The sequence below is a fragment of the Sporosarcina sp. FSL W7-1283 genome (assembly GCF_038003105.1).
In the GTDB taxonomy this organism is placed as follows: Bacteria; Bacillota; Bacilli; order Bacillales_A; family Planococcaceae; genus Sporosarcina; species Sporosarcina newyorkensis.
This window is the reverse complement of record NZ_JBBOOL010000001.1, coordinates 2083617-2100266: the sequence shown is the minus strand read 5'-3', so window position 1 is coordinate 2100266 and position 16650 is coordinate 2083617. Positions and strand designations below refer to the sequence as shown.

The 16650-nt window shown below is 42.5% G+C and carries 18 protein-coding genes and 1 tRNA gene; 18 read left to right on the top strand and 1 reads right to left on the bottom strand.

Annotated elements, in window-relative coordinates; genetic code table 11:
• The first annotated feature begins 792 nt into the window (after positions 1–792).
• From MKY93_RS10395 to uvrC, 7 genes are all read left to right on the top strand, one after another.
• Entirely contained in the window at positions 793–2496 is a 1704-nt protein-coding gene (locus tag MKY93_RS10395; RefSeq protein ID WP_340759008.1) for a long-chain-fatty-acid--CoA ligase, read from the top strand.
• An 89-nt stretch (positions 2497–2585) separates the two neighbouring features.
• Positions 2586–3170 (top strand): TetR/AcrR family transcriptional regulator, encoded by a 585-nt coding sequence (locus MKY93_RS10390; protein WP_040759231.1) that lies wholly within the window; start codon positions 2586–2588, stop codon positions 3168–3170.
• Between the two features lie 29 nt (positions 3171–3199).
• Entirely contained in the window at positions 3200–3973 is a 774-nt protein-coding gene (locus tag MKY93_RS10385; protein WP_340759007.1) for an enoyl-CoA hydratase, read from the top strand.
• A gap of 23 nt (positions 3974–3996) precedes the next feature.
• On the top strand, positions 3997–4770 hold the full coding sequence (locus tag MKY93_RS10380; protein ID WP_009497580.1) for an electron transfer flavoprotein subunit beta/FixA family protein: 774 nt from the start codon (positions 3997–3999) through the stop codon (positions 4768–4770).
• A 33-nt stretch (positions 4771–4803) separates the two neighbouring features.
• The gene (locus MKY93_RS10375) at positions 4804–5778 is read left to right on the top strand and encodes an electron transfer flavoprotein subunit alpha/FixB family protein (protein WP_340759006.1); all 975 of its coding nucleotides are present in this window, start codon (positions 4804–4806) and stop codon (positions 5776–5778) included.
• A 90-nt stretch (positions 5779–5868) separates the two neighbouring features.
• Positions 5869–6183 carry a thioredoxin gene (gene trxA / locus MKY93_RS10370; RefSeq protein WP_009497578.1) on the top strand — a complete coding sequence of 105 codons (315 nt, stop codon included), beginning with the start codon at positions 5869–5871 and terminating at the stop codon, positions 6181–6183.
• Positions 6184–6237: 54 nt separating this feature from the next.
• Positions 6238–8013, top strand: a complete 1776-nt coding sequence (uvrC, locus tag MKY93_RS10365; RefSeq protein WP_009497577.1) for an excinuclease ABC subunit UvrC — start codon at positions 6238–6240, stop codon at positions 8011–8013.
• A gap of 38 nt (positions 8014–8051) precedes the next feature.
• Here uvrC and MKY93_RS10360 read toward each other — a convergent pair whose 3' ends face one another.
• A complete protein-coding gene (locus tag MKY93_RS10360; RefSeq protein ID WP_009497576.1) occupies positions 8052–8459 on the bottom strand; it encodes a YslB family protein in 408 nt (135 codons plus the stop codon).
• Positions 8460–8687: 228 nt separating this feature from the next.
• On the opposite strand from MKY93_RS10360, the gene MKY93_RS10355 reads away from it, so the two are divergent.
• From MKY93_RS10355 to MKY93_RS10305, 11 genes are all read left to right on the top strand, one after another.
• Positions 8688–9296, top strand: coding sequence for a succinate dehydrogenase cytochrome b558 subunit (locus tag MKY93_RS10355; protein ID WP_009497575.1), 609 nt, complete (start codon positions 8688–8690; stop codon positions 9294–9296).
• 45 nt (positions 9297–9341) lie between these two features.
• The gene (gene sdhA, locus MKY93_RS10350) at positions 9342–11096 is read left to right on the top strand and encodes a succinate dehydrogenase flavoprotein subunit (RefSeq protein ID WP_009497574.1); all 1755 of its coding nucleotides are present in this window, start codon (positions 9342–9344) and stop codon (positions 11094–11096) included.
• Positions 11093–11887 (top strand): succinate dehydrogenase iron-sulfur subunit, encoded by a 795-nt coding sequence (sdhB, locus tag MKY93_RS10345; RefSeq protein ID WP_009497573.1) that lies wholly within the window; start codon positions 11093–11095, stop codon positions 11885–11887. Before sdhA ends, sdhB begins: the two co-directional genes overlap by 4 nt.
• A gap of 174 nt (positions 11888–12061) precedes the next feature.
• Entirely contained in the window at positions 12062–12511 is a 450-nt protein-coding gene (locus tag MKY93_RS10340; RefSeq protein WP_340759005.1) for an acyl-CoA thioesterase, read from the top strand.
• 75 nt (positions 12512–12586) lie between these two features.
• Positions 12587–12799, top strand: coding sequence for a helix-turn-helix domain-containing protein (locus tag MKY93_RS10335; protein ID WP_040759620.1), 213 nt, complete (start codon positions 12587–12589; stop codon positions 12797–12799).
• 115 nt (positions 12800–12914) lie between these two features.
• The gene (locus MKY93_RS10330; RefSeq protein WP_445683487.1) at positions 12915–13400 is read left to right on the top strand and encodes a MarR family winged helix-turn-helix transcriptional regulator; all 486 of its coding nucleotides are present in this window, start codon (positions 12915–12917) and stop codon (positions 13398–13400) included.
• A gap of 9 nt (positions 13401–13409) precedes the next feature.
• Positions 13410–14198 (top strand): glutamate racemase, encoded by a 789-nt coding sequence (gene racE, locus MKY93_RS10325; RefSeq protein ID WP_221836490.1) that lies wholly within the window; start codon positions 13410–13412, stop codon positions 14196–14198.
• Positions 14199–14324: 126 nt separating this feature from the next.
• Positions 14325–15083: a ribonuclease PH gene (rph, locus tag MKY93_RS10320; protein ID WP_340759004.1), complete on the top strand. Its 759-nt coding sequence runs from the start codon at positions 14325–14327 to the stop codon at positions 15081–15083.
• A complete protein-coding gene (locus tag MKY93_RS10315; protein ID WP_340759003.1) occupies positions 15080–15694 on the top strand; it encodes an XTP/dITP diphosphatase in 615 nt (204 codons plus the stop codon). The genes rph and MKY93_RS10315 overlap by 4 nt, the downstream gene beginning before the upstream one ends.
• Complete coding sequence (locus MKY93_RS10310) at positions 15691–16182, top strand: metallophosphoesterase (protein WP_340759002.1); 492 nt, start codon at positions 15691–15693, stop codon at positions 16180–16182. Before MKY93_RS10315 ends, MKY93_RS10310 begins: the two co-directional genes overlap by 4 nt.
• A gap of 68 nt (positions 16183–16250) precedes the next feature.
• Positions 16251–16324, top strand: a tRNA-Arg gene (locus tag MKY93_RS10305).
• Positions 16325–16650: the final 326 nt, after the last annotated feature.

Here is a 16650-nt window from a genome sequence, read left to right as displayed (position 1 = left end):
AAAACACGCCTTGACAGTTGTCTTGGCGTGTTTTTGCTTCACTCCAAATAATTCATGTCCTGTTTTGCAAAAAGAACGAAAATGTGGAGGAAAAGGTGTGTTGCTCGGGAATTGCTCTCCAGACGGGGACGCGTTCTGGAGGGCGCGCGGTGAGCCTCCCAGAGTCGCCCCGCCTTCCGGGCAAATCCCCAACTTTTTATCCGGAAGGCACTGAATTTTTTCTGGTGAGTAGCGAGTGGAATAGTGGTTGCTCTTAAAAAAAGAAATTCTAGTACAAAAACGATACCTTTTGGTTTTTATTAATTTCAAACGAAAATCAAATTATCTAGCCTACTCAATGTAGGGATTGGAGCGGAAGACGGTCGACTCCGGGAGGCTCAAGCAACGCCCTCCGGAAAGCGTACCGTCTGGAGCGCAAATCCCCATGGATACACTCATGCCGCACTCACTTGGCCAAAAGAACCCATCGGTTGCATTCGTTTTATTTTTGTTGCATTTAAAATAAAAATTACAAAAAACATGTGAACTATTAATTAATCAACTTATCAGATAGTCCCTCCAAGTAGTAAAGTTAGTCATAAAAACCACTTGCACCTAATAGAATGAAAAGCAAGGGCTCTTGTCTGTCTAGTCATAATTCGCAATTAACGTAGACAAACCATTTAAAATAGCTCTTAATTCAACAGGAGAGTAAAGCGCTTTCATATTTATCTTGTAAACTAAAAGATTTATCGATATACTAATGAACAAGGAATATTCAAACAATTAACTACATGTAGAGGAGTTGTGAAGATGACACAAAAACCTTGGTTGTCCGCTTATCCCCCTGAAATTCCGACGACTTTGGAATATGAACAAATTCCATTGCAAGACTATCTTACTAGGTCCAGTAAGAAATATCCCAATAAAACGGCAATCCACTTTATGGGGAAAGATGTTTCATTTCAAGAGTTTCATGAGTCTGCTTTGAAGTTTGCGACGTATTTGCAGAAGCTTGGGGTTGCAAAAGGAGATCGGGTGGCGATTATGTTGCCTAACTGTCCGCAAGGTGCCGTGGCGTATTATGGTATACTCTATGCAGGTGGTATTGTCGTTCAGACAAACCCGTTGTATACTGAGCGTGAATTAACCTACCAAATGGCAGATTCGGGAGCAAAGGTTATTATCTCGCTTGACATTTTGTTTCCACGAATCTCGAAAATTAGGAAAGACACTTCTTTAGAACACATCATCGTGACAGGTATCAAAGACTATTTACCCTTCCCTAAAAATGTCATCTACCCATTCATCCAGAAGAAAGAACATGGTCTTTCCGTTAAGGTGGAACATCGGGGGATCCATCATCTTTATACAGAAATAATGAAATCGACGAAAGCTGATCCGATTCATGTTACTTTTGAAAAAGATGATATTGCATTATTGCAATATACTGGAGGAACAACAGGGCCACCGAAAGGCGTAGAGCTGACGCATGCTAATTTGATCAGTAATACAGAGATGTGTAACGCCTGGCTGTACGAAACAGAAGAAGGAAAAGAAACGATCATGGGAATTTTGCCGTTCTTCCATGTCTATGGTATGACGACCGTCTTAATCTTTGCGGTTATGAAGGGCCATCGGATGGTATTGGTACCTAAATTCGATTTTAAAACGGCTTTGAAAGAAATTGATAAACAAAAGCCGACACTTTTCCCAGGCGCTCCGACGATTTATATCGGTCTTTTAAATCATCCGGATTTGTCAAAATATGATTTGTCATCAATCAAAGCATGTATTAGTGGTTCAGCCTCCTTGCCTATCGAAGTGAAAGAGAAATTCGAACAGGTGACAGGCGGAAAGCTGGTAGAAGGTTACGGACTGACGGAGACTTCACCGGTTGCTTTAGCGAATTTTGTTTGGGATGGGCTAGAGAAAAGAGGCTCCATTGGTGTGCCTTGGCCGGATACCGATGCTTGCATTTTAGGTCCTGGCTCTTCGGAATCATTGCCTGTCGGAGAGATTGGAGAAATCGCGGTAAAAGGTCCACAAGTAATGACTGGTTACTGGAATAGACCGGATGATACGGCTGAAGCTTTCCGTGACGGCTGGTTTTTGACAGGTGATTTAGGGTATATGGATGAGGACGGATACTTCTATATTGTAGACCGCAAAAAGGATATGATTATCGCAAGTGGTTTCAATATCTATCCACGTGAAATCGAAGAAGTGCTCTATGAACACCCTGCCATTCAAGAATGTATCGTAGCTGGCGTGCCAGATCCATATCGTGGCGAAACAGTGAAGGCGTATATTGTCTTGAAGGATGGTCAATCGGTTACAGAAAAAGATTTGGATACGTATTGTAGGAAACAACTTGCCGCATTCAAAGTTCCTAAGAAATATGAATTCCGGGATGATTTGCCGAAAACTGCAGTTGGCAAAATTTTACGTCGTTCATTAGTAGAAGAAGAAAGAAAAAAACAAACAGAAGTCCAAGACACTTTAAAAAGTTCATAACAAAAAGCTTGACTCTAACTGAAAAGTTTATTATTATGAAAATATGAATGAATCATCATTCATATTTTCTTTTTTGGTGGTGAAACAAAATTAAACGAACAAAACCTAAATATAAACAAATTGTAGATGCTGCAGTGATCGTAATTGCAGAAAATGGATACCACCAAGCGCAAGTCTCGAAAATTGCGAAGGAAGCCGGAGTAGCAGACGGAACCATCTATCTTTATTTTAAAAATAAGGAAGATATCCTCATCTCTGTCTTCAGAGAAAAAATGGCGATTTTTGTAGAAAACATCAACGAGATACTTACAAAAGATCTTTCTATCAGTGAAAAATTACTTCAAGTAGTAGAAAACCATTTTAGGGTATTACAAAACGATCCTCATCTGGCGATTGTCACACAGCTGGAACTAAGACAGTCAAACAAAGATCTACGATTCCAGATCAACAATGTATTGAAAGAGTACATGATCTTGCTGGATCAGCTGCTGGAAGAAGGGGTAGAGAAAAATGAGTTGTCTTCTGAACTCGATTTACGTCTAGCTCGGCAAATGCTCTTCGGTACAATGGATGAGACCATTACTTCTTGGGTAATGAATGAACAAAAGTACGATTTGATCAGTCTGGCACCCAAAGTGAGTAATATGTTATTGCGCGGTTATCAACAACGGTAAAAGAACATTTTTTGAAGGAGATGTACTAGATGGCGTTGATTAAATTGGAAAAAGACGGACATGTTGCATTAGCAAAAATCGACCACCCACCAGCGAATGCACTATCTTCTAAAATAATTGAAGAAGTGGATCAACTGTTAACCGAAGTAGAGAATGACCCCGATGTACGAGTGGTCGTTCTCTACGGAGAAGGTCGGTTTTTCTCCGCAGGTGCGGACATTAAAGAGTTTACGACAGTGGAATCAGGCGAAGCGTTCGCTAAGCTTGCTGGCAAAGGACAGCAAGTGTTTGAACGCTTAGAAAATTTTCCGAAACCTGTAATCGCTTCCATACATGGAGCGGCTCTAGGCGGCGGTTTAGAATTAGCTATGGCATGCCATATCCGGTTGGTTACAAAAAGTGCGAAGCTTGGTTTGCCTGAGCTTCAGTTAGGGCTTATTCCCGGTTTCGCAGGGACCCAACGGCTGCCCCGATTGGTCGGTGTCGCAAAAGCAGCAGAAATCATGCTGACAAGTGATCCTATTTCAGGTGAAGAAGCTGTTAAGTGGGGGCTTGCCAATCATGCGTACTCCGATGAAGAACTTTCAAGCAAGACATTGAAATTGGCAAAGAAAATTTCACTGAAAAGCCCGATTGCAGTAAAGCATGCTTTGCAGATGCTAACGTATTCAAAAGACCAGTCCTTCTATGATGGAGTGGAAGCAGAAGCTAAATCATTCGGCGAAGTGTTTGTATCAGAAGATGCAAAAGAAGGTATTCAAGCATTTATTGAAAAGCGTCAACCTGCATTTACTGGAAAGTAATTATTGAATAGGAGGTTCTATTAATGAACATTTATGCATTAGTAAAAAGAACATTTGATACGGAAGAAAAAATCTCGATTTCAAACGGTGCTATTTCAGAAGACGGCGCAGAATTCATCATCAATCCATACGATGAGTACGCTGTGGAAGAAGCGATTCAACTCCGCGACGAACATGGCGGTGAAGTAACGGTCATTTCAATCGGTGAAGAAGATGCTGAGAAGCAATTGCGTACTGCATTAGCTATGGGCGCAGACAAAGCGGTCTTGATCAACGTTGAAGATGACATCGATGAAGTGGATGAATTTACTTCTGCTAAAATAATTGCAGATTACTTGAAAGATAAGGATGCAGATATCATTCTTGCAGGTAACGTAGCAATTGACGGCGGTTCAGGACAAGTTGGTCCACGTGTAGCGGAATTATTAGGTATTAATTATGTAACGACAATTACAGAACTAACGGTGGATGGCACCAATGTAACAGTTGTACGTGACGTAGAAGGGGATTCTGAAACAATTGAAACTTCTTTGCCACTTCTTGTAACAGCTCAGCAAGGACTCAACGAACCTCGTTACCCTTCTCTGCCAGGAATTATGAAAGCAAAGAAGAAACCATTAGAAGAGTTGGAGTTCGATGATTTAGACTTGGAAGAAGACGATGTGGAAGCGAAGACAGAAACAAAAGACGTTTTCTTACCGCCTGAAAAAGCGGCAGGACGTATCCTTGAAGGTGAACCAGCAGATCAAGCAGCTGAGCTCGTGAAATTATTGCATTCTGAAGCGAAAGTAATTTAATTCTCATAGAACTGTATTAGGAGGGACTACATTATGTCAAAGAAAATTTTGGTTTTAGGTGAAGCACGCGATGGCGAACTGCGTAACGTGTCATTTGAGACGGTTGCTGCAGCAAAGAAAATATCAGGCGGCGGGGAAGTTGTCGCTGTTTTAATAGGAGACCAAGTCCAGTCATTAGGGGAAGAAATGATTCATTATGGAGCGGACCGTGTGGTTACGGTGGAGCACCCACATTTGAAGCATTATACATCTGATGGATACGGACAGGCATTCATGGCTGTATATGAAGATGAATCACCAGAGGGGATTGTCTTTGGTCACACGGCAATGGGGAAAGACTTATCTCCCAAAATCGCTAGTAAACTAGCATCTGGATTGATTTCAGACGTGACAAAAATCGAAGGAGAAGGCGATGATGCAGAATTCATCCGCCCAATTTACTCCGGTAAAGCGTTTGAAAAAGTGGAAATTAAAGAAGGTTTGTTGTTCATCAGTATACGTACGAACAACATCGAGCCACTTGAACACGATGCAAGCCGTACAGGCGACGTATCTGCGAAAAGTGTCGAAATTACCAATTTACGTTCAGTGATCAAAGACGTTGTTCGAAAGTCTACAGAAGGTGTGGATTTGTCAGAAGCGAAAGTCATTGTAGCAGGTGGACGCGGCGTAAAAGGAACAGAAGGATTCGAGCCGTTGAAAGAGTTGGCTAACCTCCTTGGAGGGGCAGTTGGTGCTTCACGTGGTGCGTGTGATGCGGATTACTGTGATTATTCGTTGCAAATTGGTCAAACAGGTAAGGTCGTCACTCCAGATCTATATATCGCAGCGGGTATTTCAGGTGCAATCCAGCACGTTGCCGGGATGTCGAACTCAAAAGTTATTGTCGCGATCAATAAAGATCCAGAAGCGAATATTTTCAAAATTGCAGACTATGGTATTGTAGGAGATATTTTTGAAATCATTCCAATCATGATTGAAGAAATAAAGAAATTAAAAGCTAGCTAATCAAAAGGCGTTGTAAGCATTTGTTTAGCCCCTATGAAACCTCCATGATATAATGCGAATATAGTCGTATTTAAAAGGAGGCAATAACAGATGGCAATTATTAATGCAACAGATGCGAATTTTGCTGAAAATGTTAAAGAAGGCGTAGTACTTGTAGACTTTTGGGCACCTTGGTGTGGTCCTTGTAAAATGATCGCTCCAGTGCTAGAAGAACTTTCAGGTGAAGTTGAAGGTAAAGCGAATATCGTTAAAGTTAACGTGGACGATAACCAAGCAACAGCAAGCCAGTTTGGAATTATGTCCATTCCAACTCTCCTTCTATTTAAAGATGGAGAAGTAGCGGAGAAGGTTGTAGGATTCCAACCGAAGGAAGCACTTGCACAACTAGTTGAAAAACACGCGTAAATACAAGAGACCGGGAGCTACTTCAGCCACCCGGTCTTTTAGTAGGTGAAAATGATGAATGAAATAATTGAACATAAACTATCGATCCTCCCTGATCTCCCTGGCTGCTATTTAATGAAGGATCGGCAAGGGACCATTATCTATGTCGGAAAAGCCAAAGTGCTGAAAAATCGTGTTCGTAGTTACTTCACGGGCTCACATGACGGCAAAACGCAGCGCCTGGTCGGAGAAATAGAGGACTTTGAATATATTATTACCAATACGGAAATCGAGGCACTCGTCCTTGAATTGAACTTAATCAAAAAGCATGACCCGAAGTACAATATCATGCTAAAAGATGACAAGACCTATCCTTATTTGAAGATAACGAATGAACGGCATCCGAAACTTATCATCACACGCAAAGTGAATAAGAAATCGGGCAAGTACTTCGGTCCCTATCCAAACGCAACAGCAGCCCATGAGACGAAAAAGCTCTTGGATCGCCTCTATCCCTACCGAAAGTGCCAAAATATCCCGACTCGGGCTTGCCTATATTACCACATCGGCCAGTGCTTGGCGCCGTGCATCAAAGAAGTTCCTGCAGAAGCCTATCATGAGATGGTCAATGACATTACACGTTTCCTGAATGGTGGCTACAAAGAAATGAAAAAAGAACTTCAGGAGAAGATGAATGAAGCTTCTTTAGAGTTGGAATTTGAGCGGGCAAAAGAATACCGCGATCAGATCACGAATATCGAAGCCGTCATGGAAAAACAGAATGTGAATACAAATGACTTCACAGACCGTGACATTTTCGGCTATGCAGTGGATAAAGGGTGGATGTGTGTTCAAGTATTTTTCGTACGTCAAGGAAAATTGATCGAGCGCGATGTTTCAATCTTTCCCGCTTATAAAGACGCCGAAGATGAATTATTGACGTTCCTCGGCCGATTTTATGGGGAAACACAACATTTGCTGCCAAAAGAAGTTCTCCTGCCTGAAACGGTAGATATAACGCTTGCTGAACAATTGCTTAACACAAATGTCTATGTGCCGCAGCGTGGGAAAAAGAAAGATCTTGTGAAGTTGGCTGAAAAAAATGCATCGATTGCATTGCGTGCAAAGTTTCAATTGATTGAACGGCAGGAAGAACGAACAATCGGGGCTTGTGAAGAATTAGGTGAAGCTATGGCCATAAGCACGCCATTGCGGATCGAAGCATTTGATAACTCGCATACTCACGGTGTAGAACCAGTGTCTGCAATGATTTCATTTATAGATGGTAGACCGAATCGCAAGGATTATAGAAAGTATAAGACGAAGACAGCTGCCGCTCATGACGACTACGGTGCGATGCGTGAAGTAATTAGAAGACGCTATACCCGGGTACTGAAAGATCATCTCCCGCTTCCCGACTTGATCGTCATTGATGGCGGAAAAGGGCAAATGGAGATTGCTAGGGAAGTTTTAGAGGATGAACTTGGCTTGTTTATTCCGATTGCAGGTCTTGCGAAAGATGATAAGCACAATACGGCACAATTGCTGTATGGCAGTCCGCCTGAGATTGTACCGCTGAAGAAAACGAGTGAGGCATTTTATCTGCTGCAACGAATTCAAGATGAGGTCCACCGTTTCGCGATTACTTTCCACCGACAGCGTAGAGGGGCTTCTTCACTAACCTCTTCGTTGGATGGCATAGAGGGAGTAGGACCGAAACGCAAACAGCAGCTGCTTAAGCACTTTAAAACAGTAAAAGCCATTCGCGAAGCAACAGCTGAACAGTTAAAAGAAGCTGGTCTCCCTGCAAAAGTAGCAGAAGGACTCATCGCGCATTTTCAACAACAATGATAAAAAGTGGCCACGTAATCTAAGTGGCCCCTTCCTTATTATACGGGTGATTTAGGATCACCTTTCACGATGAAATGAATATGATCTTCTTTGGGCATTTTCTGACCGTAACATTCGGTCAAATAGCCGTTGACCTTTTGATGCTGTTCGGCCAGAAAACCTGCCTCGAGCGAGCAAGAACCACCTGAAAGTTCAAGTAAGCTACTATTATGTAATGTATAATGTGTTTCTTGCTTAACAGTCTTTTCAATTGCCAATTGTCCCCAACCGGCTTCTGCGAAAAAGGCGGGTAACTCATCGAGCGACAAGATAGGGAACTTTCTGGCCATGTCTTTACCAAGCCAATACAATATGTCGTCTTCGTGCTTGCCTAGTAACGTGGGCAGTAAATGATCCCGCAGCAGATTGTAGCCAAAGTTTGTGGCTGGTGTTTGTTGAGTATTCAATAGTTTACAATCCTTTCGGAAATAGATATGAACAGGATCAGAGCAGTTTTCGGAAAAATCGCAATAAATTATAAAAAGTAGACAGCATCTTGACCTGCCACATACAGAGGAGTACAATGTACATGTTATCATATTGTACCACGAAGAGAGATACCGAGGAAGTGCAGCTAAATAGAGAATCTGCAATTCTTGTCAGGGAAATCTCAGAAATAAGGGAGGGTAAAAGACTTGTCGAAAGAATCAGATTTTTTCTTGCGCCGACTACATTCGTTGTTAGGTGTTATTCCAGTCGGACTATTTGTTGCCCAACACTTAGTCATCAACCACTTTGCAACGCGCGGTGAAGAAGCATTCAACACTGCATCTAACTTTATGGGCAACTTGCCATTTGTTACATTCTTGGAATGGTTCATCATCTATATTCCATTAATGTTCCACGCTTTTTATGGAGTGTACATAGCTTTTTCTGCGAAATATAACGTGAACCATTACGGCACATTCCGTAACTGGATGTTTACGCTGCAACGTTTTACTGGCGTATTCCTAGTGATCTTCATCGCATGGCACGTGTATGAAACACGTATCCAAAAAGCTCTTGGTGCAACAGTAGACTATAACATGATGGCGGATATCTTATCGAATCCACTTATGCTTGTATTCTATATTGTTGGAATCCTATCTGCGACTTTCCACTTGGCAAACGGACTTTGGTCTTTCTGTGTCACTTGGGGTATCGCTCAATCACCAAATTCACAAAAAATCGTTTCTTATATTACAATGATCGTATTCTTAGTACTTTCAGTAATCGGAATTCAAGCACTTTTAGCTTTCGTTTAATCAACTAACTTATGAAAACATGTATAATTGAGGAGTGAAACAATAATGGCAAAAGGCAGATTGATTGTCGTCGGTGGAGGGTTAGCTGGTTTAATGGCTACCATCAAAGCAGCAGAAGCTGGCACACCGGTTGACTTGTTCTCGCTAGTTCCAGTGAAACGTTCCCACTCCGTATGTGCCCAAGGTGGCATTAACGGTGCTGTTAACACGAAAGGTGAAGGCGACTCAGTCGATATTCACTTTGATGATACGGTTTACGGCGGAGACTTCCTAGCGAATCAAAAACCAGTGCAAGCAATGACGGCAGCAGCTCCTGGGATCATCCATTTATTAGACCGTATGGGCGTTATGTTCAACCGTACTCCAGAAGGTCTTTTGGATTTCCGTCGTTTCGGTGGTACACTTCACCACCGTACAGCTTATGCAGGTGCTACAACAGGACAACAATTACTGTATGCTCTTGACGAACAAGTTCGTTCACACGAGGTAGCAGGGTTAGTGAAAAAGTATGAACACTGGGAATTCCTTGGAATCATCACTGACGAAGAGGGAATTTGCCGTGGGATTAGAGCGCAAGACTTAAAGACCATGGAAATCCAAGCATTTAAAGCGGATGCTGTTATCATGGCGACAGGCGGACCTGGAATTATTTTCGGTAAATCAACAAACTCTGTAATCAATACAGGTTCTGCAGCTTCAATCGTCTATCAGCAAGGTGCATATTATGCAAACGGAGAATTCATCCAAATTCACCCGACTGCGATTCCTGGCGATGACAAACTTCGTCTAATGAGTGAATCCGCACGTGGTGAAGGTGGACGAGTTTGGACTTATAAAGATGGTAAGCCGTGGTACTTCCTAGAGGAAAAGTATCCCGATTACGGTAACTTGGTTCCACGTGATATCGCGACACGTGAGATTTTTGATGTCTGCGTAAACCAAAAATTAGGTATCAATGGAGAGAACATGGTGTATTTGGACCTTTCTCACAAGGACCCTAAAGAATTGGATATCAAACTTGGTGGGATCATCGAGATTTATGAGAAATTCACAGGGGACGACCCTCGTAAATTGCCAATGAAAATCTTCCCGGCTGTTCACTATTCAATGGGTGGACTATGGGTTGACGATCATCAGCAGACGAACATTCCAGGACTATTTGCTGCTGGGGAGTGTGATTATTCTCAGCACGGAGCAAACCGCCTAGGTGCGAACTCATTGCTATCTGCAATCTATGGCGGGATGGTCGCAGGACCAAACGCTATCGATTATATGAAGCACTTGAAGCGTACAGCTGACGAACTGCCTGAAACTATTTATGATGAAGCAGTCAAAGAAGAGCAGCAAAAATGGGAAGACTTGCTCAAAATGGATGGTACGGAAAATGCGTATGTCATCCACAGAGAGCTTGGCGAATTGATGACTGATAATGTAACAGTTGTTCGTTTTAATGATAAGTTAAAAGAAACTGACGAGAAGATTGTCGAGTTACTTAAGCGCTATGAAAATATCAGCATGACGGATACACAACAGTGGTCTAACCAAGGCGCAATGTTTACTCGTCAGTTGAAAAACATGCTATACCTAGCTCGTGTTATCACATTAGGCGCATTGAACCGAGATGAAAGCCGTGGTGCACATTATAAGCCTGAGTTCCCGAATCGTGATGACGAGAACTTCTTGAAGACAACAATGGCGAAATTTGACGGAGTATCTGCACCGATCATAACGTATGAAGATGTAGATGTTTCCCTAATTCCTCCACGTAAACGCGATTATTCAGCGAAGAAAGGAGATTGACCAAAGTGAGTGAACAACAAACAGCAACTGCAACTAAGACAGTCGTGTTTGAGATTCAGCGTCAGGACACTGCTACTTCAACGCCATACATGGAAAAGTTTGAGATTCCTTACCGTCCGAATATGAACGTTATTTCGGCGCTAATGGAAATCAGACGGAATCCAGTGAACGCAAAAGGTGAAAAAACAACACCTGTTAACTGGGATATGAACTGTTTGGAAGAAGTATGTGGTGCATGTTCCATGGTAATCAACGGTCGCCCGCGTCAATCTTGTACAGCGCTAGTCGATCAGTTGACACAGCCAATTAAACTAGAGCCAATGCGTACATTCCCAGTTGTCCGTGACTTGATCGTGGACCGTGAATTCATGTTTGATTCATTGAAGCGAATTAAAGCGTGGGTACCAATCGACGGTACGTATGATTTAGGTGAAGGTCCACGTATGCCTGAGCGTAAACGTCAATGGGCGTATGAGTTATCTAAGTGTATGACATGCGGTGTATGTCTGGAAGCTTGTCCGAACGTAAACGACAAGACGAATTTCATGGGACCTGCTTTGATGTCACAGGTTCGTCTATTCAACTCTCACCCAACAGGTGCGATGAACAAAGACGAGCGTTTGGCAACAGTCATGTCAGACGGTGGAATCACAGAGTGTGGTAACTCACAAAACTGTGTAGTTGCTTGCCCTAAAGGTATTCCATTGACTACATCTATCGGTGCAATCGGTAGAGCAACAACAATTCAGATGTTCAAGAACTTCTTCGGAAGTGACCATCAAGTAGACTAATATCAAAACAAGACGACTTGCCTAATAGGTAAGTCGTCTTTTATTTGTCCTAAAATGATTGATTAAAGGTAAGGCAGTGCCAACCACTCGCAGCCAAGTTGGTTGACGTCTACCATTTTTTTGATATAATAAAAGAATGAATATTCATTCACTTCTATAAGGGGGTATTTTGATATGAAAGCAAGCTATATTGAGGATTTGGATAAATGGAAAGAGGATTTTCAGTTCTTTTCAGAAGTATCGGTGCGTTTCTCTGAGACGGATATGTACGGACATTTGAATAATACGTCAGTTTTTACGTACTTTGAATATGCACGCATAGAATATTTTAAGTCTTTAAACTGTATGGAGAAGTGGATGAATCCGAAAGGGGAGACAATTCCGATCGTTGCTGATTTGCAATGTGATTACAGGAAACAAGTCTTCTTTGACGAAAAGCTTAGGGTCTTTGTGAAAACCCAGAGGATGGGAAATAGCTCAATGGATCTGCATTATATGGGGAAAAATGAACACGATGAAATCGTCTTTACGGGCAGGGGGACAGTCGTGCAAATCAACCGAAAGTCCGGACAGCCTGTGACATGGTCGGAAGAAGAACTGGAAGTATACTTGCAAAACTCGTAAAAGCCTACACAGTCGCGCCCGCGCTCACATATCTTATGTGGAAAGCGTAAAGAGGAGGGGCGCATCTTGGATGAAATGCAAAACCGTTCTTTATTGACGAATCGAGAACGACAAATATTTACTTTACTCGTTGAAGACTTTACCACAAAAGAAATTGCAGGGCAGTTGACGATCAGTGAAAAAACTGTCCGGAATCACATTTCGAATACAATTCAAAAGCTTGGTGTATCGGGCCGGGCGCAAGCAATTGTAGAATTACTTCGGTTGGGTGAATTGCGTTTGAACTAATTTTTATTGAAAGCGTATGAAATTTGGCGTATTTTTGATCAATAGGTGTCCACAAATCCCTCTCTGCTGGTAGATTGCATGAAAAACTGTTGCGTTCATCATTGAAAAAGGTACAATGAAAAGACAGGAATCATTTCAGGGAGCTGATTTTTTGACGAACGAACAGAAAAGCCTGTTGCATGGGATCGCATTGATGGAAAAAGATCTGCGGCATGTTGCAGCGATCATCAAAGAGCAAGGACGTAAAATCTTAAAAAATTATACGATAACGCCTCCTCAATTTAGCGCTCTTCAATGGCTGCTGGAGCACGGAGATATGACGATCGGTGACTTATCCAATAAAATGTTTTTGGCATTCAGTACGACAACGGACTTGGTGGACCGAATGGAAAGCAGTCAGTTGGTGAAACGAGTACGCGATGACAAAGATCGACGGGTTGTTCGGGTTCATTTGTTACCAGAAGGAGAACGAATCATTGAGGAAGTCATAGAAAAAAGGCAGCAGTATTTGCAGGAAGTACTCAAAAATCATGATAAGCAGGAAATTGAACAATTTTCTGCTCTGCTAGCTAAATTACATGAAGAGATGACTAGAGATTGAGGGATTATAGTGAATGCACCTATTGGAGTTATTGATTCGGGTGTCGGCGGTTTAACGGTCGTACGAGAGTTGCGAAAGTTTTTACCGAATGAACCCATTATTTACATTGGCGATGATGCACGTTGTCCATATGGGCCAAGACCATCAGAGGAAGTGTTGGAATTTACCATGGATATGGTGAAGAGTTTGGCAGATATGGGCATTAAAATGTTAGTGATAGCATGTAATACAGCGACTGCGATTGCTTTAGAGGAAGTCCGACATCAATTCGACTTTCCGGTGATCGGCGTTATTCAGCCAGGAGCAAGAGCGGCTTTAAAGGCGTCTCAAACTAGCGAGATTGCAGTATTAGGTACTCTTGGCACAGTGAAAAGTAAGGCGTATGATCAAGCAATTCATATGCAGCAGCCTGACGCAACGGTCCATTCATTGGCTTGTCCTGAGTTTGTTCCGATCGTTGAAAATGGGGAGTATCGCTCTCCAGCAGCCAAAGTAATTGTGGATCAAACCTTACAGCCATTGCACAAAGAGTCGTTTGATACGGTCATACTTGGCTGTACGCATTACCCGTTACTGCAAGAACATATCGAAGAGCATTTCCAACAGCAGAAGCGTATTATTTCTTCTGCTGTGGAAACCGTTGCGGACGTTGAAAGTATTTTACGTAAGCAGCAGATGTTGTCTGTCTCCGCAGTAGAACCGATTTTCTATACGACCGGTTTAAAAGAAAAGTTTCAGTCAATCGTTGAAGATTGGCTGAGCATTCAGAAACCGGATGTACGCACGATACAGTTTTGAGAATAGCGGAATTCACCCGAAAACAGTTACTCGTTTTCGGGTTTTTACTGTTCTTATGGTAAGATAGGTTGAATGTTTATTTATATGGACAAAATAATAAAAAAGGTACATAACGGAGGAAATAGCATGCGACATGATGGCAGAACAACAGAAGATATTCGTACAGTGACGATAGAGAAAGATTATTTAATCCACCCGGAAGGCTCGGTGTTGATCTCAGTTGGAAATACGAAAGTGATTTGTACGGCAACGATTGAAGATCGGGTACCGCCATTTTTACGAGGCAGCGGTAAAGGCTGGATATCAGCGGAGTATTCCATGCTTCCACGGGCTACAGGACAGCGGACGATTCGTGAATCGTCTCGCGGTAAGGTAGGCGGTCGCACAATGGAAATCCAACGTTTGATCGGTCGTGCTTTACGTGCGGTTGTAGATTTGGATGCAATCGGTGAACGGACGATTTGGATTGATTGTGACGTGATTCAAGCTGATGGCGGAACACGGACTTCTTCCATTACAGGCGCGTTTGTCGCGTTAGTAATTGCCGCGAATAAATTGCAGATCGAAAAACAATTGCCGACTTTCCCGGTTCGTGATTTTCTAGCGGCTACAAGTGTTGGTAAGCTTGCGGACGGACAACTTATTACGGATCTTGACTATGTAGAGGATTCATCGGCAGACGTCGATATGAACGTTGTGATGACAGGAGAAGGACAATTTGTCGAACTCCAAGGTACAGGGGAAGAAGCTACATTCTCACGAGCAGAGATGAATGACCTATTAACACTTGCAGAACAGGGAATCGAACGGTTGATCAAGATTCAAAAAGAAACGTTAGGGGAGCTAGCGGACAAAGTCGGACAGCGGGCAGGCGATGCACAATGAAAGAAGTATTGATTGCGACAAATAACCGCGGGAAGGCGAAGGATTTTGAAGTGCTGTTTAGCCCTCTTGGAATTAAGGTTCTTACTTTGCATGATCTAGACGATTCAATCGATGTGGAAGAGACGGGCACAACGTTTGCGGAGAATGCGATTTTGAAGGCCGAAACGGTAGCGAACATGCTCGATAAGGTGGTCATAGCAGACGACAGTGGATTGGAGGTAGATGCCCTAAAAGGAGAGCCAGGCGTCTACTCTGCACGCTATGCGGGCGAACCGTCAGACGATGAAGCGAATATCGATAAGTTGCTAGCGAACCTTTCTGATGTACCTACAGCCCATCGTCAGGCGCGTTTTAGATGTGTGTTGGCGATTGCTGGGCCTGGTGTAGAGACAACGACTTTCTCAGGTAGCTGCGAGGGTGTTATTACGGCAGAAAGACAAGGTATAAACGGCTTTGGCTATGATCCTGTATTTTATGTGCCAAAAAAAGAGAAGACGATGGCTCAGTTGACAGCCGAAGAAAAAAGCGCAATCTCTCATCGGGGTGCGGCGTTAGCCCAGTTAAAAGAACAACTTCCAGAATTCCTTAAAAGTTTAGGTGATAATGAATGAAAATTATTGTATTAAGTGATTCACATGGCGATACGGCAACTGTTCAACAGATTGCCGCTTTGCCTGCAGATGCTATGTTTCATTGTGGAGATAGCGAATTAGCAGCAGATCATCCCTTGCTTGCAGGTTTACATTGTGTTCGAGGCAACTGCGACCTCGACAGCCGTTTACCAGCCTCTCTGTTAGTGAAAATAGGGGATGAATCAGTATTTGCTGTACACGGCCATGAACATGACGTGAAGCGCTCTTTACTGACACTTTCTTATGCGGCAGCCGAACAGCAAGCGACCGTCGCGTTATTCGGCCATTCTCATTTATATGGAGCGGAACTGATCAACGGTATTTTATTCGTCAATCCCGGCAGCACAACACAGCCACGCGGCGGCAGGGAAGCAACATATGCGGTGATTGAGACAGGAGAAAAGTACACAGTCAACTTTTATACTATGCAAAATCATCTAGTAGATCAAATAGTTTTAGAAAAATAAAATATAGTGTTGACATTTATTTAAGTCATGCCTATAATAGTTCTTGTGCCTGAGTTATTCAGGTGTTTGTCTCAGTAGCTCAGCTGGATAGAGCAACGCCCTTCTAAGGCGTCGGTCGGGGGTTCGAATCCCTCCTGGGACGTTTTTGAGTAAAACGAAATACGATAAGAAATCCGAAGATGACCACAAACGTTTATATAATAGCGTTTGTGGTCATTTTTGATTTTTGAGATATACGTTCTGTAAATACATAGTTATATTTTAAAAATCCTCACTTGTTTGTTTCAATAAATTATCGTGTATATCATCTACATAACACCGGAAACTTTTCCACTCGTTTACTGTTGTAGTAATGAGATACTGAATTATTGTCATCATGAATATCTTACGTGCGGTATCCTTTTATTCTATGAACTTATGTTAGTATGGAAATAGTTAATCTCTTTGTTAAGATGCTGCGAATATTAA